General features: G+C 64.5%; 32 protein-coding genes. 17 read left to right on the forward strand and 15 right to left on the reverse strand.

Features of this window, described 5'->3' with window-relative positions; all coding sequences use genetic code 11:
• Positions 1 to 81: 81 nt before the first annotated feature.
• Both PHA8399_RS09785 and PHA8399_RS09790 read right to left on the reverse strand, forming a co-directional pair.
• Positions 82 to 465, reverse strand: a complete 384-nt coding sequence (locus PHA8399_RS09785) for a hypothetical protein (protein WP_058285959.1) — start codon at positions 463 to 465, stop codon at positions 82 to 84.
• A gap of 144 nt (positions 466 to 609) precedes the next feature.
• Complete coding sequence (locus PHA8399_RS09790) at positions 610 to 1,701, reverse strand: pentapeptide repeat-containing protein (protein WP_058285960.1); 1,092 nt, start codon at positions 1,699 to 1,701, stop codon at positions 610 to 612.
• 271 nt (positions 1,702 to 1,972) lie between these two features.
• On the opposite strand from PHA8399_RS09790, the gene rimO reads away from it, so the two are divergent.
• The 3 genes from rimO (at position 1,973) to PHA8399_RS09800 (ending at position 4,467) form a co-directional block, all read left to right on the forward strand.
• Entirely contained in the window at positions 1,973 to 3,388 is a 1,416-nt protein-coding gene (gene rimO, locus PHA8399_RS09795; RefSeq protein ID WP_058285961.1) for a 30S ribosomal protein S12 methylthiotransferase RimO, read from the forward strand.
• A gap of 89 nt (positions 3,389 to 3,477) precedes the next feature.
• Complete coding sequence (locus PHA8399_RS22305; RefSeq protein WP_145977018.1) at positions 3,478 to 4,080, forward strand: hypothetical protein; 603 nt, start codon at positions 3,478 to 3,480, stop codon at positions 4,078 to 4,080.
• Between the two features lie 144 nt (positions 4,081 to 4,224).
• Positions 4,225 to 4,467 carry a CDGSH iron-sulfur domain-containing protein gene (locus PHA8399_RS09800; protein ID WP_058285962.1) on the forward strand — a complete coding sequence of 81 codons (243 nt, stop codon included), beginning with the start codon at positions 4,225 to 4,227 and terminating at the stop codon, positions 4,465 to 4,467.
• 76 nt (positions 4,468 to 4,543) lie between these two features.
• Here PHA8399_RS09800 and PHA8399_RS09805 read toward each other — a convergent pair whose 3' ends face one another.
• From PHA8399_RS09805 to PHA8399_RS09825, 5 genes are all read right to left on the reverse strand, one after another.
• A complete protein-coding gene (locus tag PHA8399_RS09805) occupies positions 4,544 to 4,819 on the reverse strand; it encodes a DUF6455 family protein (RefSeq protein ID WP_058285963.1) in 276 nt (91 codons plus the stop codon).
• On the reverse strand, positions 4,819 to 5,076 hold the full coding sequence (locus tag PHA8399_RS09810; protein ID WP_058285964.1) for a DUF6455 family protein: 258 nt from the start codon (positions 5,074 to 5,076) through the stop codon (positions 4,819 to 4,821). The genes PHA8399_RS09805 and PHA8399_RS09810 overlap by 1 nt, the downstream gene beginning before the upstream one ends.
• 34 nt (positions 5,077 to 5,110) lie before the next feature.
• A complete protein-coding gene (locus tag PHA8399_RS09815; protein WP_058285965.1) occupies positions 5,111 to 5,374 on the reverse strand; it encodes a DUF6455 family protein in 264 nt (87 codons plus the stop codon).
• Positions 5,375 to 5,460: 86 nt separating this feature from the next.
• On the reverse strand, positions 5,461 to 5,853 hold the full coding sequence (locus PHA8399_RS09820) for a YigZ family protein (RefSeq protein ID WP_058285966.1): 393 nt from the start codon (positions 5,851 to 5,853) through the stop codon (positions 5,461 to 5,463).
• Between the two features lie 2 nt (positions 5,854 to 5,855).
• Positions 5,856 to 6,569, reverse strand: a complete 714-nt coding sequence (locus tag PHA8399_RS09825) for a M48 family metalloprotease (RefSeq protein WP_058285967.1) — start codon at positions 6,567 to 6,569, stop codon at positions 5,856 to 5,858.
• Positions 6,570 to 6,720: 151 nt separating this feature from the next.
• Here PHA8399_RS09825 and PHA8399_RS09830 point away from each other — a divergent pair, with 151 nt between their 5' ends.
• Complete coding sequence (locus PHA8399_RS09830; RefSeq protein ID WP_058285968.1) at positions 6,721 to 6,960, forward strand: DUF8831 family protein; 240 nt, start codon at positions 6,721 to 6,723, stop codon at positions 6,958 to 6,960.
• 3 nt (positions 6,961 to 6,963) lie between these two features.
• On the opposite strand, the gene PHA8399_RS09835 is transcribed toward PHA8399_RS09830, so the two are convergent.
• On the reverse strand, positions 6,964 to 7,245 hold the full coding sequence (locus tag PHA8399_RS09835) for a DUF167 domain-containing protein (RefSeq protein WP_058285969.1): 282 nt from the start codon (positions 7,243 to 7,245) through the stop codon (positions 6,964 to 6,966).
• A gap of 435 nt (positions 7,246 to 7,680) precedes the next feature.
• Here PHA8399_RS09835 and PHA8399_RS09840 point away from each other — a divergent pair, with 435 nt between their 5' ends.
• From PHA8399_RS09840 to PHA8399_RS09875, 10 genes are all read left to right on the forward strand, one after another.
• On the forward strand, positions 7,681 to 8,259 hold the full coding sequence (locus PHA8399_RS09840; RefSeq protein WP_058285970.1) for a phage tail tip fiber protein: 579 nt from the start codon (positions 7,681 to 7,683) through the stop codon (positions 8,257 to 8,259).
• The gene (locus tag PHA8399_RS09845) at positions 8,260 to 9,072 is read left to right on the forward strand and encodes a hypothetical protein (protein ID WP_058285971.1); all 813 of its coding nucleotides are present in this window, start codon (positions 8,260 to 8,262) and stop codon (positions 9,070 to 9,072) included.
• Positions 9,065 to 9,385, forward strand: a complete 321-nt coding sequence (locus PHA8399_RS22310) for a hypothetical protein (protein WP_167592833.1) — start codon at positions 9,065 to 9,067, stop codon at positions 9,383 to 9,385. The genes PHA8399_RS09845 and PHA8399_RS22310 overlap by 8 nt, the downstream gene beginning before the upstream one ends.
• 12 nt (positions 9,386 to 9,397) lie before the next feature.
• Positions 9,398 to 9,721 (forward strand): hypothetical protein, encoded by a 324-nt coding sequence (locus PHA8399_RS09850; RefSeq protein WP_058285972.1) that lies wholly within the window; start codon positions 9,398 to 9,400, stop codon positions 9,719 to 9,721.
• A 3-nt stretch (positions 9,722 to 9,724) separates the two neighbouring features.
• Positions 9,725 to 10,150 carry a DUF4376 domain-containing protein gene (locus PHA8399_RS09855; RefSeq protein ID WP_058285973.1) on the forward strand — a complete coding sequence of 142 codons (426 nt, stop codon included), beginning with the start codon at positions 9,725 to 9,727 and terminating at the stop codon, positions 10,148 to 10,150.
• Between the two features lie 107 nt (positions 10,151 to 10,257).
• Entirely contained in the window at positions 10,258 to 10,539 is a 282-nt protein-coding gene (locus tag PHA8399_RS09860) for a hypothetical protein (RefSeq protein ID WP_058285974.1), read from the forward strand.
• The gene (locus PHA8399_RS09865) at positions 10,532 to 11,374 is read left to right on the forward strand and encodes a hypothetical protein (protein ID WP_145977020.1); all 843 of its coding nucleotides are present in this window, start codon (positions 10,532 to 10,534) and stop codon (positions 11,372 to 11,374) included. Before PHA8399_RS09860 ends, PHA8399_RS09865 begins: the two co-directional genes overlap by 8 nt.
• Positions 11,375 to 11,546: 172 nt before the next feature.
• The gene (locus PHA8399_RS22315) at positions 11,547 to 11,735 is read left to right on the forward strand and encodes a hypothetical protein (RefSeq protein WP_145977021.1); all 189 of its coding nucleotides are present in this window, start codon (positions 11,547 to 11,549) and stop codon (positions 11,733 to 11,735) included.
• Between the two features lie 346 nt (positions 11,736 to 12,081).
• Complete coding sequence (locus PHA8399_RS09870) at positions 12,082 to 12,660, forward strand: nitroreductase family protein (protein WP_058285976.1); 579 nt, start codon at positions 12,082 to 12,084, stop codon at positions 12,658 to 12,660.
• Complete coding sequence (locus PHA8399_RS09875; RefSeq protein WP_058285977.1) at positions 12,657 to 13,346, forward strand: EI24 domain-containing protein; 690 nt, start codon at positions 12,657 to 12,659, stop codon at positions 13,344 to 13,346. The genes PHA8399_RS09870 and PHA8399_RS09875 overlap by 4 nt, the downstream gene beginning before the upstream one ends.
• Before the next feature lie 317 nt (positions 13,347 to 13,663).
• Here the strand turns inward: PHA8399_RS09875 and PHA8399_RS09880 are convergent, their stop codons facing one another.
• Complete coding sequence (locus PHA8399_RS09880; protein WP_058285978.1) at positions 13,664 to 13,939, reverse strand: DUF1467 family protein; 276 nt, start codon at positions 13,937 to 13,939, stop codon at positions 13,664 to 13,666.
• 56 nt (positions 13,940 to 13,995) lie between these two features.
• Positions 13,996 to 14,400, reverse strand: coding sequence for a methylmalonyl-CoA epimerase (gene mce, locus PHA8399_RS09885; RefSeq protein ID WP_058285979.1), 405 nt, complete (start codon positions 14,398 to 14,400; stop codon positions 13,996 to 13,998).
• Positions 14,401 to 14,574: 174 nt separating this feature from the next.
• Here mce and PHA8399_RS09890 point away from each other — a divergent pair, with 174 nt between their 5' ends.
• Together PHA8399_RS09890 and PHA8399_RS22655 are read left to right on the forward strand one after the other, a co-directional pair.
• Positions 14,575 to 15,294, forward strand: coding sequence for a response regulator (locus tag PHA8399_RS09890; RefSeq protein WP_008554988.1), 720 nt, complete (start codon positions 14,575 to 14,577; stop codon positions 15,292 to 15,294).
• Position 15,295: 1 nt separating this feature from the next.
• The gene (locus tag PHA8399_RS22655; protein ID WP_167510255.1) at positions 15,296 to 15,436 is read left to right on the forward strand and encodes a hypothetical protein; all 141 of its coding nucleotides are present in this window, start codon (positions 15,296 to 15,298) and stop codon (positions 15,434 to 15,436) included.
• A gap of 474 nt (positions 15,437 to 15,910) precedes the next feature.
• On the opposite strand, the gene PHA8399_RS09900 is transcribed toward PHA8399_RS22655, so the two are convergent.
• From PHA8399_RS09900 to PHA8399_RS09920, 5 genes are all read right to left on the reverse strand, one after another.
• Positions 15,911 to 17,131: a DUF1501 domain-containing protein gene (locus PHA8399_RS09900; RefSeq protein WP_058285981.1), complete on the reverse strand. Its 1,221-nt coding sequence runs from the start codon at positions 17,129 to 17,131 to the stop codon at positions 15,911 to 15,913.
• Positions 17,132 to 17,145: 14 nt separating this feature from the next.
• Positions 17,146 to 18,531: a DUF1800 domain-containing protein gene (locus tag PHA8399_RS09905; RefSeq protein WP_058285982.1), complete on the reverse strand. Its 1,386-nt coding sequence runs from the start codon at positions 18,529 to 18,531 to the stop codon at positions 17,146 to 17,148.
• 236 nt (positions 18,532 to 18,767) lie between these two features.
• Complete coding sequence (gene aspS / locus PHA8399_RS09910; RefSeq protein WP_058285983.1) at positions 18,768 to 20,552, reverse strand: aspartate--tRNA ligase; 1,785 nt, start codon at positions 20,550 to 20,552, stop codon at positions 18,768 to 18,770.
• A 371-nt stretch (positions 20,553 to 20,923) separates the two neighbouring features.
• The gene (locus PHA8399_RS09915) at positions 20,924 to 21,577 is read right to left on the reverse strand and encodes an aminotransferase class IV family protein (protein ID WP_058285984.1); all 654 of its coding nucleotides are present in this window, start codon (positions 21,575 to 21,577) and stop codon (positions 20,924 to 20,926) included.
• Positions 21,520 to 22,725 (reverse strand): aminodeoxychorismate synthase component I, encoded by a 1,206-nt coding sequence (locus tag PHA8399_RS09920; RefSeq protein ID WP_058286156.1) that lies wholly within the window; start codon positions 22,723 to 22,725, stop codon positions 21,520 to 21,522. The genes PHA8399_RS09915 and PHA8399_RS09920 overlap by 58 nt, the downstream gene beginning before the upstream one ends.
• 199 nt (positions 22,726 to 22,924) lie before the next feature.
• Here PHA8399_RS09920 and carB point away from each other — a divergent pair, with 199 nt between their 5' ends.
• Positions 22,925 to 26,281: a carbamoyl-phosphate synthase large subunit gene (gene carB, locus PHA8399_RS09925; RefSeq protein ID WP_058286157.1), complete on the forward strand. Its 3,357-nt coding sequence runs from the start codon at positions 22,925 to 22,927 to the stop codon at positions 26,279 to 26,281.
• Positions 26,282 to 26,403 lie beyond the last annotated feature (122 nt).

Raw genomic sequence — 26,403 nt, forward strand, 5'->3', positions numbered from 1 at the left:
TGCAGCTTACCGCCTCTGTGCGGGGGTGCAATGCAGGAAGCCTCCTCCTGCATCACAGCTTCGCGCGTTCGAGGCGGGAGGTTACCGCAGCCGGAACCGCTGCCGCAGGCCCAGGCCGAGGAAGAACAGCAGCGGCAGGCTGGCGACGGTCTGGAGGCCGGACAAAACCTTCAGATGCTGCGGCAAGGCCTGCAAGAACTCGGCACCGAAATAGACCCGCCCGAAACTGAAGACTGGAAACAAGTTGGAGAAGCTCAGCGCCATGGCTGTCCAGTCATCGGAGCCGAGCAGTGGCTTGGCGGTTTCATCCACAAAGTGCTCCGCTATGACGAAGGTGCCAAGCAACCAAATCGCGAACAGCCACCAGAACGGGCGTGCGATAGAATAGCCGTACTCCGAGAACCAGCCAAACAGCAGATAGGGCAGCCGCTGCCAGATGGAGCCGATCTTGCCGGCAAAATGCATTTCGCGGCGAAAGAAGAAGTGCTCGTCTTCGGGGAGGCCTTGTTTGGCGAGGAGATGCCGGATGGTGGCGCAGCTTTGGCGCGCAAACTCCGGGAGCGGAACTTCGCCAACTGGCCAAAGGCGCGCGTCAGCAGAAAAAGTTGTTTAGTCGTGCAAAATTGTTCCCTGGAACACCGGATAAGTTACTTGAAACTTGGCCCCAGAGAAGTTTGCTGGCTTTTCAAAGGAACAGCCAGAAAAAAGAATTTCGCTCGACATTGCGGTCGCGCCTAGGGAGAAACTTGTGTCCGGAAAGTTAGCGAACCCTCGAAAGGAAACATATGAAAAGTCCGCGGAAAATCCAAACGAGCTTTCAAAGAAGTCGAAATCCCCGCTAATACGTGACCTCTGAAAGGAAACTTTCCTATTAAACCAAGATGCGAGACTCTCAATACTTCCTTCGATGTTAATGTGTGAAAAATAAGCTTCTCCAATACTGCACCCACTTAAGACCATTCCTCTGGACAGTCTTGAATAACTGGCATCGAGACTGCTCACTGCGTGAATGTCTTCGAAGCTTAGCCAGCCAACAAAATCACTATCAGAAAATAAAACATTATCTTTAAAGTAGGTCCCGAAGAAACTCGTTTTTCCGAGAAAGCTACAGCTTGAAAAATTTACCTCCCCGGCGAAGCGGCAGCTCTTGAACGTTGCATCCGCCAAGAAAACCGCTCCGCTTGAATCAAAACCTTCAAGAAAAATAGCGGCCACTGCTGTTAAATTTCCGGAAAACGCTGCGTGTTCAAACGTGCTTCCCTTCGAAAAGTGGGACCCAGTTAGCTCGATAGCACGTGGGAACACAAACTGAGAAACGTCAAAGTACTGCGAAAAGCTACATCTCTTGAGGTCTATCTTTTGGCTTTCAAAAATAGAAAAATCGGCCCTAGCGCCTGGGTTCCTCCTACAAAACTCCCTTTCGAAGCTCTGTTTTATTCTGTCCCAATCTTTGTTCCAGCTATCCCGTGGCGGCATTTGCAGACCTTTTTTCTGCAACCGATCACGCGTGCTCTCCGGAAGATCCTTTGATGCCCAAGCATTCCAAGCTTGGCGGTTCCGCTGACTCAGTTCGACGTCAATCTCCTCCCCCTCCTGCTCCCCATAAAGCGTCATCAGCACATACCAGGGGTTCTCATTGGCGGGTGTCAGCTTGCGCTGCGGGGCGGCTGGGGCCTCCGGTGCTTCATTCTCGTCACGCATCAATCGCTCTCGTCATGCAAATCACTTTTGCCGCAGGCTACGGGCTTTGGCGCTCCGGCTTCAACACCTAACGGAGGGCAGCCCTCGGCCTCGGGCGGGGGTGAAGCCCCCTCCCGTGGGGGAAGTCGGGGGCTGCCCGGCCTATCGTCCGGGCAAGGGGAAAATGCAGCCCCTGGTGCACAGGGGGGTGCACAGGCAGTGCACAGGGAGTGCACGCCTGGCACCCCCCGTTTTCCTTGCCTCCTGCCGCAATCCTGATATATGCGCGCGCATGACCAGTTCCCCGTCCAGCAACCCGCCCAGCCTCCGCCCTGACCTCGCCCCGGAACCGCAGTTCCGCGAGGCGCCCCGTGACGGCCAGCCGACCCTCGGCATGGTCTCGCTCGGCTGCCCCAAGGCGCTGGTCGACAGCGAGCGCATCCTGACCCGGCTGCGCGCCGAAGGCTACGGCATCTCGCCCGACTACGCGGGGGCTGATGCGGTGATCGTCAACACCTGCGGCTTCCTCGACAGCGCCAAGGCCGAAAGCCTGGAGGCGATCGGCGAGGCGCTGAAGGAAAACGGCAAGGTGATCGTCACCGGCTGCCTGGGCGCCGAGCCGGACTATATCCGCGAGCATCACCCACGCATTCACGCGGTGACCGGCCCGCACCAGTACGAGCAGGTGCTGGACGCGGTGCATTCCGCGGTGCCGCCCTCCCCGGACCCTTATGTGGACCTCTTGCCCGCAACCGGTGTCAGGCTCACCCCGCGGCATTTCAGCTATCTGAAGATCTCCGAGGGCTGCAATCACAAGTGCAAGTTCTGCATCATCCCGGACATGCGCGGCAAGCTGGCGTCGCGCCCGGTCCATGCGGTGCTGCGCGAGGCGGAGAAGCTGGTGGAGGCGGGTGTGCGCGAACTCTTGGTGATTTCGCAGGACACCTCCGCCTATGGCCTTGACCGCAAGTATTCCGCCCACCCCTGGAAGGGTGAGGAAGTGCGCAGCCATATCCTCGACCTCTCCCGCGAGCTGGGCAAGCTGGCGCCTGCGGAGGACCTTTGGGTGCGGCTGCACTATGTCTACCCCTACCCGCATGTACGCGAGCTGATCCCGCTGATGGCAGACCCGGACAATGCGCTGCTGCCTTATCTGGACATCCCCTTCCAGCACGCCCACCCGGACGTGCTGCGCCGCATGGCGCGGCCCGCAGCGGCGGCCAAGACGCTGGACGAGATCAAAGCCTGGCGCGCGACCTGCCCGGATATCACCCTGCGCTCCACCTTCATCGTCGGCTTCCCCGGCGAGACGGAGGCGGAGTTCCAGCACCTGCTCGACTGGATGGACGAGGCGCAGCTGGACCGAGTGGGTTGTTTTAAATACGAAAACGTTGACGGCGCGCGCTCGAACGACCTGCCGGACCACGTGCCGGAAGAGGTGAAGCAGGAGCGCTGGGAGCGGTTCATGGAGAAGGCGCAGGCGATCTCCGAGGCCAAGCTGGCGGCCAAGGTCGGCCAGACGATGCAAGTTATCGTGGACGACATCGACGAGGACGGCATCGCCACCTGCCGCACCAAGGCCGACGCGCCGGAGATCGACGGGAACCTGTTTATTGATGAGGGAACGGAGGGGTTGCAGGCGGGTGATCTGGTGACCGTTGAGGTGGATGAGGCGGGGGAGTATGACTTGTGGGGGCGTACGAAATAACTGAAGGATCTAATTTCGATTTTTTTCAGAAAGCGCGCCATTACAGGCAAGCGCTTAAGTACTTGCAGTCAGGTCTGCCCGATTGGCGCATGGAGTTGACTGATTTGGCCTTCGCCAGCGACTGCGCCCTTTCAGCCGTGATTTCAGTCTTTGAAAGAAGCGAAGGCATTTGTCTGCTTCATATCAACGAAGATTTACGACGGCGCGGCGCCGTTTCGGCAGCTATGTTTCAAAATATTGGCTTAATAGAAACGGCAATTCAAAACGCTCAATATGTGGGCGCTTCGGCGCTAGTACGACAGGAACTTGAAGGGCTTGATGTCTTGCGCGGTATCTTTGCCGGGAAGCAAATCGACAGCAAACCTCCGCGTGTTATTGCACTGCGAAACCTAGGACTGGGAAATATCTACGGGAAGTTATCTGGAATTGCTCATCTGACGTTTCACAAAGGGTTGGCCCACCTTACCGGTGGAAGTCCCTACTCATATGACTCTCAATACAACCGTCAGGTCTGCGAACTACTGGTCAATTGTCATGTGTTGTCGATGGTGGGATTAGCTCAATTCGTGGCATTCGACAGCCGAGGTCGTGATCAAGAAAAGCTAACTGACGTCGAAGAACGGCACATTGCACTCGCACTCTCGGTGCTTGGCGAGAATGGGTTTCTGAAGCTAGCTACCCCCAGCGCCTGACCCTGGGTGAGTGCGAAGCGCCCTCCCGTGGGGAGGGTCGGGCGCTGCCCGCGCTTTGCGCGGGCTTTGGGTTTTCCCTCCCCTCGCGCCAATTCCCTGCTACGCTCTCCCCGAACCGCAATCAGCCCGGGAGAGCCCCCAGCCATGACAGACACGCCTGATATCGCGCAAAAAGCCCCCTTCCCCGTCGAGGTGACAGAGGGCAAGACCTACTTCTGGTGCGCCTGCGGCAAGTCGCAGAAACAGCCGTTCTGCGATGGCTCGCACAAGGGCACGGCGTTCGAGCCGGTGAAATACAAGGCGGAAAAGGACGGCAAGGTGTTCTTTTGCGGCTGCAAGCACTCGGGCAGGAAGCCCCTGTGTGACGGTACCCATTCGAAACTGTAAAAGGCCCTGCCTTGGACTGGCGTGCGGCAGAAGAAAGCCCCGCAAGCCGGGCTTGCGGGGCGGGTCGGTTACGGGGTCAGGGCATCAGCCGCTTGAACAGGTCTGCGCTGGGGCAGAAGTCCGGCACCGCGGGGCCTTCCTCGCGGCGCGACGAAATCCACAGGGCGCAGGACTTGCTGCAGCCCGCGCCGCGGCAGGAGGTCACCATCCGCGCGTAGTCCAGCCCGTTCAGCCGCCCGGCCTTCATTTCCCGGTCCAGGTCGACGCCCGCCGCCTCTGCCACCGCGCGCAGCAGCCACATGTGGCGGAAGATATTGCCCAGGCCCTCGGCCTCCGCTGCCATGTCCTTCATCAGGCGCGGCCCTTCAGCTCAAGCAGCGCATCCGCATTGCGGCAGCCGGGCATCGGCGCCTCTGCGCGCTCATGGGCGGCCAGGAAGGCCTCGCACTGATCCGGCACCGCGCAGCCGCGGCAGCGGGTGATCATGGCGGCCCAATCCTCGTGGCTGATCTTGCCTGCGGCAAACGCACCGGTCAGGTCGGTGCCCGCGGTCTGGCCCATCCGGGCCATCAGACGCAGATGATAGAGGGGATCCCCCAATGGCTGCATATCTTGAACTCCTGTTGGATTCCGGACGGGCGCGTCAGGCCTGCTGCTCGTTCAAATACCCAAGCAGATCGCGGTTGCGGCAGAAATCCGGGGCGTCTGCCCCGGGGCGCACGCCTTCGGCCAGCCAATTGCGGCACGCCCCGACACCGCCGCAGCGGGTGCAGCGCAGCACCGCCTCGGCAATCTCGTCAAAGCGCAGGGTGCCGGACACCGCCTCTTCTTCCAGATCCAGACCGACGGTTGCGGCCATCCGGTCAAACAGCTCGGCGTGCTTTTTCAGGTCGGCATGGGTGGTCATCGCGCTCTCCCGGAATCATTTATTCCGGGTGCAGCTTAGCGGCGGCCTGCGGGCCCGAATTTGACACAGGTCAAACGGGATAGAATTTATAAGGATTTCACGCCAAGGTGGTCGAAGTACGCCCGCACCGCATCCTGCACCCGGCGGAACCGGTCGCCGCCCAGCTTCTTGCCGCCGTACCAGCGGGTGACGATGATGACGTGGTCCCTGAGGCCCTCGCGCTCCATCATCCGCAAGATCACCATGCCCGCGCCGGATTCGCCGTCATCGGCCTTCAGGCCGCCGGATGGCAGCACCGCCGCCCAGGTGTTGTGGGTCGCCTTGGCATAGGCGCGGTCCGTTTTCAGCGCCGCCAGCACCGCGTCGACCTCCTCGCGCGAGGCGGCCGGCGCGCCTGTCACCGCGTAGCGCGAGCCGCGGTCGGTCAGGACCACGCCGAGCCGCGTCAGCGCAGGCCCGGCCTGATCTCCGGTGGCCATGCTCAGTTCAGCCCGTAGCGGTCGATGGTCGCCTGCACCACCCGCACCCGGTCGGGGTTGGCCGGGTGGGAGCCCAGGAACCGGTCGCCCGGATCCGGCAGGCGGTTGAAGAAGCGCACGCCGATGCTGGGCCGGTAGCCGGACTTATGGGTGATGATGGTGCCCAGCTCATCCGCCTCCAGCTCGAAATCCTTGGAGTAGGTGCGCGCGCCGACAAAGCCGCCAAGATCCTGCGCCGTCGAAACGCTGGACGATCCGCCCCCTGCCAGTGCGGTGATCAGACCGGCGCCGGCGCTCACCAGTGCGGAGTTCTGCGCCTGCCGCGCCAAGTGGCCGCGGATGTGGTGGGCGGCCTCATGCGACATGACAAAGGCCAGCTCGTCATGATTGGCGATCTGCCCCAGCATCCGCTGGGTGAAGGTGATCACCGGGCGTCCCGAGCGGTCCAGGCTCTGATAGGCGTTCGGGGCCGCGTTCGGATTCGGGTCCACGCGGATCAGGAAGTCGCAGTTCAAACCCTGGGTGCGGTTGCGGCATTCGCGTTCGGCCACCGGCTCCACCCGGCGGGACACGGTGGCAAATGCGTTGCGCGCCTCGGCGGGCGCCATCCCCTGCACCCGCGGCGCCTGAACAACCGGCGCGGACTGCGAGGCGGGCTCAATCGCCACATTACAGGCGCTGACAGCAAGGGCAAACAGACACATAAAACGGCGCATGGCAGATCCTTTTGCAATTTGCCGCCAACATACCGCGCAAGCCCGGGGGATAGCAATTGCGGCAGCGGCGGAAGATTGCCGTTACATCTGTACGATACCTCGTGTTTGCAAGGTCTTGCCAGCAGGCGGGCCGCAGTGGCAGGCTGGTGCCATGTTTACCATCGAACATGAATTCGACTCGACGGTCATCACCCTGGTGGATGAGGGCGATGCCCCCCTCACCGAGGATGTGACCATCAATTCCTTTGAAGAATGCGTCACGGTCGAACAATACGACCCGCGCACCGACAGCGTGCAGAAAATCACCCTGTCGCATCTTCAGGTGCGCGACCTGGCCGCGGCGCTGGACCTGCCCGAAGGGGTCTACCGGCTGGTGGCCGGCGACGATTAGGCGTCAGGCCGGCCCCAGATAGACAAACAGCTTGTCGCGTGCGGTTGCGCCGCGGCGCAGCTCCAGGCGGGAGGCCGCCGTTGCCATCGCCGCCGCCAGCAGCCGGCGGATGGCTTCGTTGGCCTTGCCGTTCTCCGGCACCGCGGTGACAGAGATCTTCAGCCCCCCCTCCGCCGCCGCAATCGCATTGCGCGCCGCCTTGGGGGTGGCCCGCACCGCAATTTCCGCGCCCGGCACGCACAGATGGCTCAGATCCGGCAGGTCTTTCTTCTTCGGCTTTCCCATGCCGCTGTTAGGGGACACTTAATATTGCAGTAACCGGAAGATGGTCGCAGACCACGGAAGTGCCCGGTTGGACCATGTAAAAATGGGGTTTCAAGGTGGTTTGAGCCTGGGGCAAGGCACGGAGCGTTTGTCCTTCAATACTCGGCAAAATGGCCGATATGGCGCCTGAAGGTAATACTGGGACACTTCCCGTTGCAAACTCTCAAACACCTCTGAAAGGCCCGTAAAACAGGGTTTTAACGCGAATGCGGCGGCAGAAAGCGTGCAGAAACCGCGGTTCCGAACTTGGAACTGACTCCAAAAATTCGCCGACACTTCCCAGAATGGGATTACCCGTAGATAACATAGCCTTAAGCGACTTGAGCGGGCGAACTCGGCTTTCAGAACTTGGAATGGGTTTTGGCTGGAGGCTTTCAACCGTCACACGAGCCTAAAGTGGGCCAATGGGTGGCGCCTGCGGGCGTCTACATGCGCAAGGCAGCGATCCGTAACGGCTCCATCGGCAACGCTGAAATCGCGGGCAGCCTGCAGTCTGACAATTACGCCGAGGACGCCGACGGCATTCCTACGGAAGGCGTGAAAATCGACTTCCGCAACGACGTGGTGAAGCTGGCGGGGCCTGTTATCAGCCGGAATATCGAGGCGGCCGCGGGCAGCTTCTGGACCGGCGGGCCGATCACCGTGAACCCAAATTCCGGCCTGTACCAGGTGGAGACATGGGAATTGGTGGAAACCGGGCTGCAGGTGCCTGTGGATCAGGTCTGGATGGCATCCAACAAAACCTACCTGGCCTATGCGGCCTTCGACGGCAGCGCGACGGCGCCAGGCGGCATCAGCGGCAACAATGAGTACTGGGGCTGCAAGGCGGAGGTGTTGCCTTTTGCCCGCTGGAACGGGCCGCAGCAGCTGTATCTGCGGATCGAGCTATGGGCCAAGGGCATCAGCGCGTTGCACCGCTCAGGCAACACTACGCTGGGCGGAAAAATTCACTGGAAACTCTATGAGGTTACATAAATGGCTTGGCCAAAGACAGGAACGGTAAGCGTCACCAATGGCAGCGCGGTTGTTACCGGCACCGGCACCAGCTTTTTCGGCTCTGCCCAGGCAGGCTGGGGCTTTGTTGGCCCGGATGGGCGGGTCTATGAGGTGCTGACGGCGGACAGCCCGACCCAGATCACCTTGGCGAGCAACTATCAGGGCGCAACCGCGGCGGGACAGGTCTATTCGCTGTTTCCGACCATGTCGCTGGCGCATGATCTGGTTTCCGTTGTGCAGACGCTGATCAGTAACTACCAGACCATTGCCGATGGACCGGGTTCGGGCAAATTTGCCACCGATGTGGTGAAGCAGGGCGATGAGGACACTGGTCTCGCTTGGCCCGCCAGCAACACCGTGGTGCTGAAAGCAGGCGGCGCGGAGCAGTTGCGCATGACCGGCGGTGTGGCCTCCGGTGCGGCAGTACAGTCCAGCGTAACTGACGGCACTATTGGCAAGCTCCTGAAGTTTGGGGCCTTCGGTTTGGGGGTCGCTGACGGAATGGTGGCCCCGGATGTTGTTGATATGGACACGGCCCCAACTGGGTTCGGAAGGATCTCTGGAGCAACCGTAGGGTCAAAGCCGCCGGGCGTGACAAGCGGGACTGTATTCACCGGAGTAAACCAGGCAGGGCGAACCAGCCAGCTTGTATTCAGAGCGGCCAGTAATCGGGTGTACGTCCGCACAAAGCATGACAACGTGTGGCGGGTCTTGGTCCGAGATCTACTGTGCCGAGAACATACTTGGAGCGGTCTCTCAATCCGCCGGTTTGCCAACCGGCGCGGTGATTGAGCGCGGCAGCAATGCGAACGGCGAATATGTGCGGTTTGCCGATGGGACGCAGATTTGCTGGAAATACGATGCAGATAATTTCACCACTGCAGCGTCTGGCTCCCTGCATAAGGAAGAAATTCCCGCTTGGACGTTCCCAGCAGCTTTCGCCAGCCCGCCGGTTGTAAGTTTTATGCCGCATGGCACAGCATGTTGGGGCGGTGTCGCCTCACCGGGGGCCACAGTAAGCGGTGCGCGGATTCTCTGGAGCGTGATTTCTGTTTCCGCAACAACAATCAATCACTCAACCCACGCAATTGGCCGCTGGTTCTAAAGGAGGCGCACCATGAAAATCACCTGCATCTGCGGGGCCGGTCTGCCCGGTCATCCTGAAACTGCCGCCAGCGTCAGCGATGACGTTCTGACCGTCGATGGCGCGGCCTACGACCTCTCTGCTGTGCCGGATGGAGGATATGCTGATCCGGAGGGCGATCACCCCTTTGTCGGTCAGATCCAGCGCATCGGTGGCGAGCTGCATCTATCGCTGCGCTGGTTCTACGATACGGTCACTGCCGAAGCCAATCAGCCCTCCGCTGCGCCGGAGTTGACGGTGATCAGCGGCCCGTTGCCTGACCCCATCATTCGCAAGCCCACATTGCAGGAGGCCTGAGCCATGACCTTCACACTGAACATCACAACCGCCGAGCAGCGGACGGCCGCAACGCGCGAAGCTCTTTTGGCGGATGTCGCTGGCATTCGCTGGCAGCGTGAAACCGGCGGGATCACCCTGCAGGACGGTTCAGTCGTAGCCACCGATGAGCGAAGCACGGCCAAACTCACTGCCACCGTGACCAGCCTGCAAAACGGAATGGTGACGGCCCCCATCAACTTCAAATTCCCGCAGGGCTGGCAGCCGGTTTCGCAGGCGGAGATCGAAGCTGTGGCGGCCGCGGTCGCGCAGCATGTTCAGAGTTGCTTTGACGCGGAGCTGACCGTCTCCGGACAGATCGACGCGCTGACCGATGCGGAAGTGCTTACCTTTGACGTGGCTGCGGCCTTTGCCGCCGCAATGGAAATGGCGCTGGAGACGGGCACTTAACGGCCTTTTGGCACTAGCGCAAAGCACGGCCAGGGAGCTGGCCGCACGAATTCACCGAGGAACACAGGCGAGGCCGACGTCAACGCCTGCCAAGAGGAGACAAAAAGATGGCACATGAGCAAACTCCCATCACTGTAGAAAAAGACACCTGGGTGCAGCTGACGAACGGCGATGTCACCGAAATCAGCTTTCAGGTCCTGGATGGAGAAATCGAATTGAGGCGCGGTGGAACGGCAGCGCCCGGCCTCGAAGCGCGCGGATGGATCTATCCGGGCGGGACCGGCCGGGAAAAGCTGGCTCTGGCAGATATCAGCGTGGCACAGGGCAGCCGTGTCTGGGCCAAGGGCCGCCGGGCCGCGAATTCCACGGTTCTGGTCGATCATGCGTGACCCGTTCTTTTCCTGCCGCGGCGGACTGCGCAGCCCCTTTCAGAGCCGCCGATTTCCCATCCTGGCCCTCAATCCCGCGCTCCTGCTTGACCTTAGAGATGCCACTACAGTCTTTCAGGATGCTTCTGGCAGCGCTCTGGCAGAACCTAGCGGTGATCCGGTGCGGCTGGTGCTGGACGCTTCGCTGAAGCTTGAGCGCGGCGCAGAGCTTTGGAAGGCGGCGGATGCAGTTTCCCAAGCGATCTGGACGGAGGCGGGCGGCGTTTACACCAAAGCCGAAACGGGCAGCGCGGAGTTCGGCCTGACAACGCTGTCCGGGCTTGGGTGGTACGAAGTGGCGTTCACCATATTGGCCAGCAGCGGAGCATTGAACCTGTGGCGGCGCAACAGCGACGGTTCCGCGAATGAACAAGTCGTCAGCAGTCTTTCGACTGGTGACTACAGGCTTAGGGTGCGCGCCGGACCTACGGTGAACGGCTTTGGATCGCGCCTGTGGTTCAACGGTTCGAGTTTCGTTGGCACCCTGTCAAACCTTTCGTTCCGCGCGCTCCCTGGCAACCATGCCATGGCCCCCTCTGACGCTGCCCGGCCGACGTACGAGGCGGACAAGCGGCTGAGCGACGATGGTGTGGATGACGCTCTGATCGCGCCTCTCACGGGCCTCTACTCCGCCTACGTTGCCGCGGGGGCGTCCCTCATCGTGGATGAAAACGTCGCCATGGCGAATGACTACAACGTGCTGCGGGATGACATGACCGGCGCAGTGATCGTGCCCGGCATACTGGACGCCGCAAAGCAAAGGCAAATCGCCAGATATTTTGGAGTGTCAGCATGACCCAGTTTGTGAACCGTATCGCCTTTTTCGCTCCAGCGGCCCACGCGGAGGCCTGCAACCGGGCCGCCAACGCGCTTGGCCGGTCTGGACTTAATTTCAGCGTGCGGCTCTCGGCTTCCGGCCAGGAGCCTGCAACACACAGGGGGGGGCTGCACTTGAAACGGAAGCGTTCGTGCGCAGCGTGGCTATGGCCGGGCGATTCACCCCGCCAGCTGATGACCTTGCCGCGCAGGACTGGCAGGCGGTCGCCGAGCATTTGGTGCTGACCTCCGGCCCGGCCGAGACTACCCACGCCCGGGACCAGTTTGATACCCTGATGGCGGCCTACGGGCTTACGAGGATTGCGTCTGCTTCAGAATAGCAGTTCAGCGCGGCCACGGCTTTGCGCACAAATACCGTTTAACCCGGGTTTAAAGACCGTCCGCAGAGGCCCGGTTTTACGGGTTCAGGCCGCAAACTTACCCTTACTGCAGTTTGAAGTGTCCCAGGCTTGCCGCTTCGGCAGCCGCTATTCCCGCCCCGCTGGGGCTGGAAACCACCCCGGAAAAGCCCTAGAAATCAGGAAATTTTCAAAAACGAGTTGCTGCAATGGGAAGTGTCCCGCACTGCAACGCGAAATGTCCCGCTACACCCAAGGCCCGTTGGCCCTTGAAAATACTTCCCTGCCTGCCGAGATAGGCAGCACCAGATGTAAAAAGGTTTCACATATGCCTGCACGCAACGACGCCGCACTTGAGTTTCTGCTGTCGCGCCGGTCGCGCCCGGCCAAGACGCTGGCGGCCCCGGCCCCCACACGCGAGGAGCTGCGGCCGATCCTGACCGCCGCCGCCCGCACGCCGGATCACGGCAAGCTGGAGCCCTGGCGCTTTATCGTGGTGGAACAGCCCGCAATGGCCCGGCTGGCGGAGCTGTGCACGGAAACCGGCGCCCGGCTGGGCAAAAGCCCCGAGGACATCGCCAAGGGCCGCAGCCAGTTCGATCTGGGCCAGCTTGCCGTGGCCGTGGTCGAGGTGCAGACCGCAAGCCCCAAGGTGCCCGCCATCGAGCAGAGCTACTCCGCCGGCGCGGTGTGCCTGTCGCTGCTCAATGCAGCGCTGGCGGCCGGCTGGGGCGCCAACTGGCTCAGCGGCTGGGCCAGCCATGACCGCGGTTTCTGCGAGGCCGCCTTTGGCCTGGCGGAGAATGAGCGCATCGCCGGCCTCATCCACATCGCCACCGAAACCACCGCCCCGCCCGAACGCCCGCGCCCGGACGTTGACGCAATCACCACCTGGATGAGCGCATGATCCTGACCGCCTTTTTCAAAACCCTCGGCCAGACCGGCGACCCGCGCTTTCGCAAGGTGCTGTTTCTGGGCCTGGGCCTGACCATTGCCCTGCTGATCGCGGCCTATGCCGGGTTCCTGATGCTGATCCAGTGGCTGGTCGGCCCCGAAGCCACGCTGCCGCTCCTGGGCGAGGTCACCTGGCTCGATGACCTGCTCTCGGCCGGCTCGCTGGTGCTGATGCTGGTGCTGTCCATTTTCCTGATGGTGCCGGTGGCCTCGGCGATCACCTCGATGTTCCTGGACGAGGTGGCGCAAGCGGTGGAGGACAAGCACTACCCCGCCCTGCCGCCCGCGCCCCGGGTGCCGTTCTGGGATGCGGTCCGGGACACGGTGAACTTCCTCGGCCTGCTGATTGCGGCCAACCTCCTGGCGCTGGTCCTCTATGTGCTGTTTCCGCCTGCAGCGATCTTCATCTTCTGGGGGCTGAACGGCTTTCTGCTGGGACGTGAATATTTCACGCTTGCCGCCGCCCGCCGGGTGGGCACCGCAGAGGCCAAGAAGCTGCGCCGCCGCCATGCAGGCACCATCTGGGCCGCCGGAACGCTGATGGCCATGCCGCTGTCGGTGCCGCTCTTGAACCTGGTGGTTCCGATCCTGGGCGCCGCCACCTTCACCCACCTCTACCACGCGCTGGCCCGCCGGTAGGACCAGCACCCGGCCCCGGCCGCAGCCGGGTCAAGGCCGGCAAAGCCGCCGCGCGGCACGCGCGGTTCAGCCTTGACGCGGTGGAGGGCGGACTACACTGGAGATGGCGTCTTGAGGGGCAGCCCTGCCCCTCAAGCGCTTCTCAGCAAGTTTCATCTGATTACAGGTTTACGATGCAGCCCGCTCCAGCCCGCCAGTGCTGGCCGCACCCGCGCCGCGCGCCAGCGCGGCGCCATGCCCAACCGGCCCCGAGGCATTTCAATGCCTCCAAACCGGGCGGGAGGGCTGCCTTGCTTGAAAATCGCAGATCCGCGGATTTACCCTTGCTCGGGCATCATCCCCATCCAGTCGAAGTCGCGCACCGAGATCGCGCCGGACAGGATGATCCCGGCCACGATGGCCCAGATCAGCGCCGCAATCCCGGTTGTGATCCAGGCCTTCTGCTTTAGGAAATGCTTCTCCGGCGCGCCCGCATGGGTGCCCGGCACCACGTTACCCCTGTCGCCCTGGGTCTGCAGCCGGATCGGAATGATCACCAGGAAGGTCAGGAACCAGATCACTGCATACAGAACGATCGCTGATGTAACACCCATGGCGCCGGCCTTTCGTAGTTGCCCCGCCCCGCAGCCGGGGCAGGACGCTCATAGCCTCAAACTTCTTCGAGTTCCACCAGGCAGCCGTTGAAATCCTTGGGATGCAGGAACAGCACCGGCTTGCCATGGGCGCCGATCTTCGGTTCGCCGGTGCCCAGCACCCGCGCGCCCTGCGCCTTCAGGTGGTCGCGCGCCGCCAGGATGTCCTCCACCTCATAGCAGACATGGTGGATGCCGCCCGCGGGGTTCTTCTCCAGAAAGCCGTTGATGGGGGAGTTCTCGCCCAAGGGGTACAACAGCTCGATCTTGGTGTTGGGCAGTTCGATGAAGACGACGGTCACCCCGTGATCCGGCTCATCCTGCGGTGCCCCCACCTTGGCGCCCAGCGCGTTGCGGTACTGGGCCGAGGCTGCCTCCAGGTCGGGGACAGCGATGGCTACATGGTTCAAGCGGCCAATCATCCTTTTGTGCTCCTCTCACATATGGTCCTGGGCCCCGGTTATGCGGCGGATGCTGCGCCGCGGCAAGTGCGCCATTGCGCACGGGGGGCCCGGATGCGGCAGCGCACGCGCCGTTAACCGGGTGTTAGCCTAGAGTTCCTAGCGTCGGTTCATATCCCGCAAGGAGGATACGTTATGGACGATTCGGAACTGTTTGCTGCCGCTCAACGCCTGCCCACCACCCGGCGCCCGCTGCTGGGGCTGACCATTCTGGTTGTCGAGGACAGCCGCTTCGCTTGCGAGGCGCTGCGGCTCCTCTGCCTGCGCAGCGGCGCCCGCATCCGCCGCGCCGATTGCCTGAAATCCGCCCGCCGCCATTTGCAGGTCTACCGCCCCTCGGTGCTGATTGCCGATGTCGGGCTGCCGGACGGCTCCGGTCTCGACCTGATCCGCGAACTGGCAGAGGCCAGCCCGCGCCCCGGGGTGATCCTGGCCACCTCCGGCGACCCGGCGCTGGAAAGCGCCGCGCTTGAGGCCGGCGCCGCCGGTTTCCTGGAAAAGCCGATCACCTCGCTGGCCGCCTTCCAGCAAAAGATTCTCGCCAACCTGCCGGCCGACCGCCAGTTGTCCGGCCCCCGCGCCATGGATGACGAAACGGTGGAGCCGGATCTCCTCGCCTACCGCGACGACATGGCCCATGCCGCGGACGTGCTCAGCATGTCGCAGGAGGAGAAGACCCTGGCCTATCTGGCGCAATTCCTCGGCGGTGTCGCCCGCAGCGCCGGCGACGGGCCGCTTGCGGCGGCGGCCGACCGCCTCGACAGCGCCCGCCTCAAGGGGGAGCCGCTGACCCAGGATGCCGCCACCCTTGCAGGCCTTGTGCAGGAGCGGCTCGAACGCCGCGCGGCGATCTGACATGGCAGAAGCGTTTCTCATCGCCCTCGCCACGCTTGTCATCGTGCTCTACGGCCAGACCCGGCTGGAGGCGCGCGCGATCCGCCGCAGCCGCGGCAGCGCGGACAGACGCCCGATGGTTCTCACCCGCCCGAACCGCTGACGCAGCCCCTGCCCGCCGGCTGTCCCGGTGCAGCTGACGCCGCCCGGCATGAGCCAGGCCGGCCGCAGGCGCTTCTCCCGCCCGCCGCTCTCCCTGGCGGCCCGCCGGCTGCTATCTTCCAGCAACAGCCAGCCCAGGCGCGTCATGAGCTGCCGCCGCGCGCTTTCCTTTCCAGCAGCCGCCACCGCCCCCAGTGCCGCCCCCGTCTGCCGCGCCCGTCTTCGGCTGCAGCCGCATTGCCAGCTGGCCTCACCCTGCCAGACCCTATGCTGCGGCCCGTCCGCTCCACCCCGCTCCGGTCCTCTCCCGCGCCCGCAGCTGCGCGGCCAGAGCCGCACCGCTTGGCAGCCTTGGGCCCGGCACCGCCGGCAGGCGGTGCCGGGCCCAACGGCTCAGGTCATTCCCCGAATGATCTGAGCGGGCGGGAGCGGCCCGGCTGGTCTGCACGCTGACGCTCTGCCGGGCTGCGGCGCCCTACAGCAGCAGCCCCGGATCCTCTTCCATCGCAAGCCCCGGGAAGACCCCGCCTTCAAGACCGCTTTTCTGCGCCCCCGCCAGCCCGTGCAGCAGCCAAGCCAGGTAGCGGCGCACATCCGCGGTCGGCATCAGGTCGCGCCGGTCGTAAAGATCGGCCTCCGCCAGCCCAGGCCAGCGCCCCAGCACCCGGCCGCCGCGGACCGCGCCGCCCGCCAGCAGCATCGCGCCGCCGGTGCCGTGGTCGGTGCCGCCGGTGCCGTTCTCCCGCACCGTGCGCCCGAACTCCGTCACCGCCGCAACCGCGGTCTTGCCCCAGATCTGTGGCCCCAGACCGCGTTGCAGCTCCAGGACCGTCTCCGCCAGCCGCCCCAGCGCCGCCTTCAGCCCGCCCGCCTGGCGGTAATGCGTGTCCCATCCGTTGATCGAGAACGCCGCAATCCGGCTGTCGCCACGCAGCTGGCCGGCCGCATAGGCGGCAATCGCGGCATGCGCCTCGCCCTTCGGCGCCCTCATCATCCCCATCGTCCCGCCGTCCGGGCTGCCGTCTTCGCCTTCCTCAAGACCCAGGGACATATCCTGCCGGGTCAGCTCCAGCGCGTCGTTCAGGGCGGCGTGAAACAGCGGGTCGTCCTCCATCAGGAGCGCCGCCAGCCGCTCCGCCTGCGGGCTCATCGCCAGCCCGGCCCCCGGCGCCCATTGCGAGACCGGCGCCGCGCCCTCCAGCAGCAGCATCCGCTCCTGTCCGATGGCAAAGGCAGTGCGCGCGTCCGTGCCCGGCGTCTGCTGCAGCAGGCGGTTCAGCCAGCCGTCGCGGGCCTCTCCCAGCCCGGCAGTGCCCGCCTCCAGCAGGTCCTGGCCGTCAAAATGGCTGCGCCGGTCGCGGTACGGCGTGGACACTGCATGCACAAAGCCAAGCTCGCCCTTGCGCCACAAGGGCAGCAGCGGCGCCAGCCCCGGGTGCAGGGCGTAAAACCCGTCCAGATCGGCAGCCCCGGCGGCAGGCCCGCCCGACAGGGTCCGGCGCAGCCCGGCAAACTGCGGATCGCCATAGGGCTGCACCACATCCAGCGCGTCCATGCCGCCGCGCAGGATGATCACCACCAGCCGCGTGTCCCATGGGGCGGCGGCGAAACTGACGGGTGTCACCAGCGGGCTGGCGGCCAGCGAACAGCCCAGCAAGGCAGAGCGGGCCAGGAGAGAACGGCGGGTCAGCTGCATCGGATGGCCTCCTGTTAGCGGCGCTGAAAGGCAGGAGAGGCCAGGATCAGCCCGACCCCCTCCGCTTCGGTTTCGGCGGCGCGGGCGGCAAACATCACCCGCTCATTGGCAAAGCCGCCCAGCGCCGCAGCGGCAAAGCCGCGCGGATCGGGCAACGGCTGCACCAGCCGCCGCGGGGCCGCCATCGCCCAGCGCAGGCGGGCGGCCAGAGCCTGCGGCGTGACCCAGGCGGCGTCTTCTTCGGGCCAGCCGTCCGGCCCGCCGGAAAACTCCCACCGCTGCCCCATCGGGGTCAGCGGCGCCAGCAGCAGCCGGTTCAGCTGCCCCGGCCTGAGGCCCGCAACCCTCGTCTCGGGCAGCGCCAGCGCGCGGCAGGCGGAGGCCACGTAATCAAACGGCGGCTTCACGTTGCGCAGCTGCGGCTCCCAGGCGGCCGGATGCTCCAGCAGCGCCGCATAGACCTGCACAAGGTCGCCGCCGCTGTCCTGAAACCGGGCCGCCACATGGGACACCAGCGCCGGGTCCGGCGTGTCGGAGAGGAAATGCACCACCAGCTTGCGGGCGATATGCTGGGCGGTGGCAGGATGTCGGGCCAGATCGCGCAGCGCGCTCAGCACCTGCTCCAGCTCCGGTTTGCCGCCGCCGTAAGTCTTTCCCAGCACCGTTTCCGGCCCCGGCTCCGCCATGCCGGGGTGAAAGACGAACGCGTCTTCCCTGGAGACGGTGAGGCCGGTGAACAGCTCCGCCAGCTGCCGCACATCGGCTTGGCTGTAAGGCCCATCCACCCCCAGCGTGTGCAGCTCCAGCACTTCCCGGGCCAGGTTCTCGTTCAGCCCGCTCAGCCGCTTGCGCCGCGCGGCGGCCCGGCTGCCCGGCCCGGCAGAGAGGTTCTGGTCCAGGTACATCAGCATCAGCGGGCTGGTGGCAGCGGCAATCAGCATGTCCTCAAAACGGCCGCTGACATGCGGCCGGATCACGCTCTCGGCATAAGGCGCGGCCAGCACCCGCGTCGGCCCGGATTTGCCCTGTGCCGTGAAGTGATCGGCCCAGAACAGCACCAGCCGTTCGCGCAGCCCGTCGCGGGTGCGGACATGGCGCAGCAGCCGCTGGCCGTGCCACCCGTAGCGGTCATGGTTCTGCGCGCGGCGGAACTCCCTGTAGGCCTTGTCCGCAGCCTCATAGCCGGGCTTGCCGTCCAGCTGCCTGCGCTGCCGCCGCAGCCGCCGGAATGCGGCGGCCCCCGTCACTGCGTCTTCAAACCGGCTGACCGGGAATTGCTGCGCCATCTCGTCAGGCCCTTGAAGGCGGCTCAGCATCTCTGCCGCCGACTCCGGCGGCGCAACCGCCGGCGACAGCCCGGCGCCAAAGCGGATCTCAGCCAAGTCTCCGTCAAACTGCATCGCGCTGCTCTCTCCTTGCCCTGCCGGCCTGCCCGCAGGTTAGAGCATCGCAGCCCTGCCCCACAGGCGAATTTCAGATGATACGCATGTTTCCGCGCGTTCCGTCGCCCGCCCCGCAGCTTTCTGCAAAGCTGCCGTTTCCCGGCGCGGAACTCCGGCAGCGGTCCGCCGCAGATGAGCCGCAAAAGAAAAGGCCCGGACAATTGCCCGGGCCTCCATCAAGACGTCTGTGCCGTTCACTGATCCTGCGGGATCACCCGCAGGCCCAGCTCCATCAGCTGCTCCGCCATCGGCTCAGACGGCGCTGCCATCATCAGGTCTTCGGCGCGCTGGTTCATCGGGAACATGATGACCTCGCGGATGTTGGCCTCATCGGCCAGCAGCATCACCATTCGGTCGATGCCGGCCGCGCAGCCCCCGTGCGGCGGGGCGCCGTACTGGAAGGCGTTGACCATGCCGCCAAAGCGCTTCTTCACCTCATCCTCGCCGTAGCCGGCGATCTCAAACGCCTTGAACATGATCTCCGGCTTGTGGTTCCGGATCGCGCCGGACACCAGCTCATAACCGTTGCAGGCGAGGTCATACTGGTAGCCCTTGACGGCCAGCGGATCGCTCAGCAGCGCGTCCATGCCGCCCTGCGGCATCGAGAACGGGTTGTGCTCAAAGTCGATCTTGCCGGTTTCCTCGTCCTTCTCGTAGATCGGGAAGTCGACGATCCAGGCAAAGGCAAAGCGGTCCTTGTCGATGAGGCCCAGCTCCTCGCCGATGACCGTGCGGGCCTTGCCCGCGACGCCTTCGAACGCCTTCGGCTTGCCGCCCAGGAAGAAGGCCGCGTCGCCAACGCCCAGGCCCAGCTGCTGGCGGATCGCCTCGGTGCGCTCCGGGCCGATGTTCTTGGCCAGCGGACCGGCCGCCTCCATGCCCTCCGCGCCCTCGCGCCAGAAGATATAGCCCATGCCCGGCAGGCCCTCTTTCTGGGCAAAGGCATTCATCCGGTCGCAGAACTTGCGGCTGCCGCCGGTGGGCGCCGGAATGGCGCGGATCTCGGTGCCGTCCTGTTCCAGCAGCTTGGCGAAGATCGCAAAGCCCGAACCGCGGAAGTGGTCGGAAACCACCTGCATCTTGATCGGGTTGCGCAAGTCCGGCTTGTCGGTGCCATACCACAGCGCCGAATCCTTGTAGGAAATCTGCGGCCACTCGTTTGCGGGGTCGACCTTGCGGCCGCCGCCGAACTCCTCGAACACGCCCGCCATCACCGGCGCGATGGTGTCAAAGACGTCCTGCTGGGTGACAAAGGACATTTCCATGTCGAGCTGGTAGAAGTCCGCGGGCGACCGGTCGGCGCGCGGGTCCTCGTCGCGGAAGCAGGGCGCGATCTGGAAGTACTTGTCAAAGCCCGACACCATCATCAGCTGCTTGAACTGCTGCGGCGCCTGCGGCAGCGCGTAGAACTTGCCCGGGTGCAGGCGCGAGGGCACCAGGAAGTCGCGCGCGCCCTCGGGGGAGGAGGCGGTGATGATCGGGGTTTGGTATTCATTGAAGCCGATGTCCCACATGCGCTTGCGGATCGACTGGATCATGTTGGAGCGCAGCACCATGTTGCGCTGCATCTTCTCGCGGCGCAGGTCCAGGTAGCGGTAGCGCAGGCGGGTTTCCTCCGGGTATTCCTGCTCGCCGAACACCATCAGCGGCAGTTCCTCGGATTTGCCCAGCACCTCGATGTCGCGGATGAAGACCTCAACCTCTCCGGTCGGGATCTTGTGGTTCACCAGGCTTTCGTCGCGCGCCTTCACCTCGCCGTCGATGCGGATGCACCATTCGGAGCGGACCTTCTCGATCTCGGCAAACACCGGGCTGTCCGGGTCGGCCATCACCTGGGTCACGCCGTAATGGTCGCGCAGGTCGATGAACAACAGGCCGCCGTGGTCGCGGACGCGGTGGACCCAGCCCGACAGGCGGACGGTTTCACCGACGTTGGATTTGTTCAGTTCGGCGCAGGTATGGCTGCGGTAAGCGTGCATCGGTTGACCTTTCGTTATACCGGTCTTGTGCCCGGGCGGGCCGTCGTTCGGGAGTTGCGCACGGAAACGGCGCGGAATTCGTCCGGGGTGGTACACTAGTTTGCGGCTCAGTTGTCAAGCAAACAGGGCCGATTCCGCAGGGGCTGCCGTCCGGTTTTTGCCGGTTCAGCCTGCTGGCGCAAAGGCTCCCGCCCCTTGCGCGCCCCGCCGCTGCGCGGCCAGACGGCAAGCGTTGGGCCCGGCGCCCCGCCGGCGGCGGGGCGCCGGTGGCGTTCTGCGGCAGCCGCAGCGCGCCGCAGGCGCGCTGCCGGGCCCAAGGGCACGTGCCGTCTGGCGCCAGCCGGGCGGCGCGCGTCCGCGGGAGCGCCCCGCTACACAATCCGCGCCGGGATCAGCCCGCGCAGGGAATTGCCCATGTGGATGGCCTTCGCCTCTAGCAGATCCTGCACCCTCAGCACCTGCTGCACGCATTCGCCGCCTTCCAGCAGCGTCTGGCGCAAAATACCCGGCAGCAGGCCGCAGCTCAGCGGCGGTGTCACCCTCTGCCCGTCTGCACGGGTCACGAAGAGATTGGTGATGGTGCCCTCGCAGACCTCGCCGCGCTCATTCAGGAACAAGAGTTCGTCCACCCCCTCCGGCAGCGCTGCCCGCGCAGCGTCATAGAGCGCGCGGCGGGTGGTCTTGTGCTGCAGCCAGAGGTCATCGGCCGCCAGCCGGGTGTCCGCGATGCCCAGCCGCCAGTGTGCAGGGCTGTTTCCCAGAGGGGCCGTGGTCAGTTCCAACTGCCCGTCCGCATCCAAGGTCAGGCAGCAGCGCAGCGGCGCCCCGCCGGCGGCGTCTGCCAACACCGCCTGCGCCTGTTCAGGATCAAAGGGAATCCCGAACACAGCCGCGCTGCGCCCCATCCGGGCCAGATGCTGCGGCAGGTGCCTGAACCCCGCGCCCGGGTGCCAGCCCAGCGTCTCGATCAGGCGGAAAGCGGGATCGTTCTGGACGGTGTCACGCGGGCGAACCGGGCTTTCCATAGGGCTTCCTCATATTCGGACTCCGCAGTGCTGTCCCAAACCACGCCGCCGCCCACATTGAGCGTCGCGCGGCCGTCTTCCAGCATCAGCGTGCGGATTGCCACGTTGAACTCCGACGCGCCGTCCGGTGCCGCCCAGCCGATGGTGCCGCAATAGATGTCGCGCGCCCAGGGTTCCAGATCCGCGAGGATCTCCATCGCGCGGATCTTGGGCGCGCCGGTAATCGAGCCGCAGGGAAACAGCGCCGTGAAGATGTCCGCAAGCCCCGCATCGGGCCGCAGTTTCGCCCGCACCAGCGACACCATCTGATGCACGGTGGCATAGCTTTCCACCGCAAACAGCTCCGGCACATGCACCGAGCCGGTCTGCGCCACGCGGCTGATGTCATTGCGCAGCAGGTCCACGATCATCAGGTTCTCGGCGCGGTTCTTTTCATCCTGGCGCAGAAAGTCGCGGCGGCGGGCGTCCTCCACCGGATCGTCGCTGCGCGGCTGGGTGCCCTTCATCGGGCGGGTCTCAATGACGCCGTCCGCCCCGGTGCGGAAGAACAGCTCCGGCGAGCGCGACAACAGGTCCGGCAGGCCGTCCTGCTGGACCAATGCGCCGTAGCCGACCGCCTGCCTGGCCTGCAAGGCGGCATAGAGCTCTTCGACGGTGCCATAGGCGTCTGCGTCAATCGGGAAGGTCAGGTTGGCCTGATAGATGTCGCCCTTGCCGATGTTTCGGTTCACTTGCGTGAAGGCTTCAGCATAGCGCTCATAAGTCCAACGGGGCGTGATGCCGTCCAATCCTGCATCGCCCGGCGGCACGCCGGGCAGCGCCCGTCCGCCCCCCCGGGCGGGCGCCTCGCTTTCCGCCCGCGGACGGGCACTGCCCTCAGCGACAGGTTCAGAAGGCGCCTCATAAACCCCAAAGCAGATCAGCGGCAGCCGCCGCCCCGCGGGCATCCGGCCCGCCAGTTTCGGCTCCAGCGCATAGCCCAGTTCATAGGACGCATAACCCGCCAGCCAGTGCCCGGCACCCCGCGCCGCATCCAGCGCGGCCAGTGCGGCGGACACCTCATCCGGCCCGTCCGCACGGATCACCCGCAGCGGCTGGCTGAACACTGTGCCGGCCCCCATGGGCCCCTGATCAAAGCGAATCCGCACCGCAAGCAACTCCCCGGGCTCTTGAGCTCCACATATATCTGTTCGCTATGCGAACAAAAGGGGTGGATGCGGCATTTTCAAATCCGTTTCCGATCCCCCTTGAACCTTTCGGTGCGGTCCCTATAACGCGGAACAATTTGGGCGCACGCCAGCGCCTGTGAATCAAAGCTGCCCGCACGTCAATCAAAGGAATATGGCCATGCCCAAAAGAACCGACATCCAGTCGATCATGATTATCGGAGCCGGTCCGATCGTCATCGGGCAGGCCTGCGAGTTTGACTACTCCGGCGCCCAGGCCTGCAAGGCGCTGCGCGAAGAGGGCTACCGGGTGATCCTGGTAAACTCCAACCCCGCCACCATCATGACCGACCCGGGCCTCGCCGACGCCACCTATATCGAGCCGATCACGCCCGAGGTTGTCGCCAAGATCATCGAGAAAGAGCGCCCCGACGCGCTGCTGCCCACCATGGGCGGGCAGACCGGCCTTAACACTTCGCTGGCGCTGGAAGAAATGGGCGTGCTGGAGAAATTCGGCGTTGAGATGATCGGCGCCAAGCGCGACGCCATCGAGATGGCCGAGGACCGCAAGCTGTTCCGTGAGGCGATGGACCGCCTCGGCATCGAGAACCCGCGCGCCACCATTGTCACCGCCCCCAAGCGCGAAAACGGCACCGCCGACCTGGAGGAAGGCGTCCGCATCGCGCTGGAAGCCCTCGATGACATCGGCCTGCCCGCGATCATCCGCCCCGCCTTCACTCTCGGCGGCACCGGCGGCGGCGTCGCCTATAACCGCGACGACTACATCCACTTCTGCCGCTCCGGCATGGATGCCTCGCCGGTGAACCAGATCCTGGTCGACGAGAGCCTTCTGGGCTGGAAAGAGTATGAGATGGAAGTGGTCCGCGACAAGGCGGACAACGCGATCATCGTCTGCTCCATCGAAAACGTCGACCCGATGGGCGTCCATACCGGCGACTCGATCACCGTTGCGCCCGCGCTGACGCTGACGGACAAAGAATACCAGATCATGCGCACCCACTCGATCAACGTGCTGCGCGAGATCGGCGTCGAGACCGGCGGCTCCAACGTGCAATGGGCGGTGAACCCCGCCGACGGCCGCATGGTGGTGATCGAGATGAACCCGCGGGTCAGCCGCTCCTCCGCACTGGCCTCCAAGGCAACCGGCTTCCCGATTGCCAAGATCGCGGCCAAGCTGGCGGTGGGCTACACCCTGGACGAACTGGACAACGACATTACCAAGGTGACGCCCGCATCGTTCGAGCCGACCATCGACTATGTCGTCACCAAGATCCCGAAATTCGCCTTTGAGAAATTCCCCGGCTCCGAACCCTACCTGACCACCGCGATGAAATCGGTGGGTGAGGCGATGGCCATCGGCCGCACCATCCATGAATCGCTGCAAAAGGCGCTGGCCTCGATGGAATCGGGCCTCACCGGCTTTGACGAGGTGATGATCGACGGCGTCGGCGCCGGCCCGTGGGAGCCCGCAGGCGACACCGCCGCGGTGATCAAGGCCATCGGCAAGCAGACCCCCGACCGGATGCGCACCATCGCCCAGGCGATGCGCCACGGCCTCAGCGACGACGAGATCCACGCGGTCACCAAATTCGACCCCTGGTTCCTGGCCCGCATCCGCGAGATCGTCGAGGCCGAGGCCGGGATCCGCGAAAACGGCCTGCCGTCGGACGCGGCCGGCCTGCGCGCGCTCAAGATGCTGGGCTTTACTGACGCCCGCCTGGCCAATCTGACCGGCAAAAAAGAAGCCGAGGTCCGCAAGGCCCGCCGCGGCTTGGGCGTCAACGCCGTGTTCAAGCGGATCGACACCTGCGCCGCCGAGTTCGAGGCGCAGACGCCCTACATGTACTCGACCTACGAGGCCCCGGCCTTTGGCGACGTCGAATGCGAGGCGCGCCCCTCGAACAAGAAGAAAGTCGTCATCCTCGGCGGCGGCCCCAACCGGATCGGCCAGGGCATCGAGTTCGACTACTGCTGCTGCCACGCCTGCTTTGCGCTGACCGACGCGGGCTATGAAACCATCATGATCAACTGCAACCCGGAAACGGTGTCGACCGACTATGACACCTCGGACCGGCTGTATTTCGAACCGCTGACGTTCGAGCATGTGATGGAAATCCTGCGGGTGGAGCAGGACAACGGCACCCTGCATGGCGTCATCGTGCAGTTCGGCGGCCAGACCCCGCTGAAACTGGCCAACGCGCTGGAGGAAGAGGGTATCCCGATCCTGGGCACCTCCCCCGACGCCATCGACCTGGCCGAAGACCGCGAGCGCTTCCAGGCGCTGGTCAACAAGCTGGGCCTCAAGCAGCCGAAGAACGGCATCGCCTCCACTGGTGAACAGGCAATTGAAATCGCAGGTGAAATCGGCTTCCCGCTGGTGATCCGCCCGTCCTATGTGCTGGGCGGCCGGGCGATGGAAATCGTCCGCGACATGGACCAGCTCAAGCGCTACATCGCCGAGGCGGTGGTGGTCTCCGGCGACAGCCCGGTGCTCCTGGACAGCTACCTGTCCGGCGCGGTGGAGCTGGACGTCGATGCCCTTTGTGATGGCAAGGACGTGCACGTCACCGGTATCATGCAGCACATCGAGGAGGCCGGCGTGCACTCCGGCGACAGTGCCTGCTCGCTGCCGCCCTACTCGCTTGAGAAGGAGATGATCGACCAGATCAAGGTCCAGACCAACGCGCTGGCGCTGGCCTTGAACGTGGTCGGCCTGATGAACGTGCAGTTCGCGATCAAGGACGATGAGATCTACCTGATCGAGGTGAACCCGCGGGCCTCCCGCACCGTGCCGTTTGTCGCCAAGGCCACCGACAGCGCCATCGCCTCCATCGCCGCCCGTGTGATGGCCGGGGAGCCGCTGTCGAACTTCCCGCTGCGCCCGCCCTACGGCCCCGATGCGGGCTATGACGTCAACACCCCGATCGCCGATCCGATGACGCTGGCAGACCCGGACATGCCCTGGTTCTCGGTCAAGGAAGCGGTGCTGCCGTTTGCCCGCTTCCCGGGCGTCGACACCATCCTCGGCCCGGAAATGCGCTCCACCGGCGAAGTCATGGGCTGGGACCGCTCCTTTGCCCGCGCCTTCCTCAAGGCGCAGATGGGCGCCGGCATGGTGCTGCCGTCCAAGGGCCGCGCCTTCATCTCGATCAAGGACGCCGACAAGGGCAAGCTGATGCTGGAAGCGGCGCAGATCCTGGTCGAGCAGGGCTTTACCCTGGTCGCCACCCGCGGCACCCAAAGCTGGCTGGAAGACCAGGGCGTCGCCTGCGAGCTGGTCAACAAGGTCTATGAGGGCCGCCCGCACGTGGTCGACATGCTGAAGGACGGCGGCGTCCAGCTCTTGATGAACACCACCGAAGGCGCTCAGGCGGTCGAGGACAGCAAGGAAATGCGCTCCGTCGCGCTCTATGACAAGATCCCCTACTTCACCACCGCTGCCGGCGCCAACGCCGCCGCGCGCGCCATCAAGGCGCAGGCCGAAGGGGACGTCGAGGTGAAGAGCCTGCAGGGCTAAGCCCCAGCGCTGAGGCATTTTTTGAACTTCTGAAAGCCCCGGCACCGACCGGGGCTTTTTCTTTGCGCCCGCGGCCCTTACCGGCCCGGCCGTCACGCAGCCGTGTAGAGGAGTGACCGCCC

It is taken from the genome of Leisingera aquaemixtae (genome assembly GCF_001458395.1).
GTDB lineage: Bacteria > Pseudomonadota > Alphaproteobacteria > Rhodobacterales > Rhodobacteraceae > Leisingera > Leisingera aquaemixtae.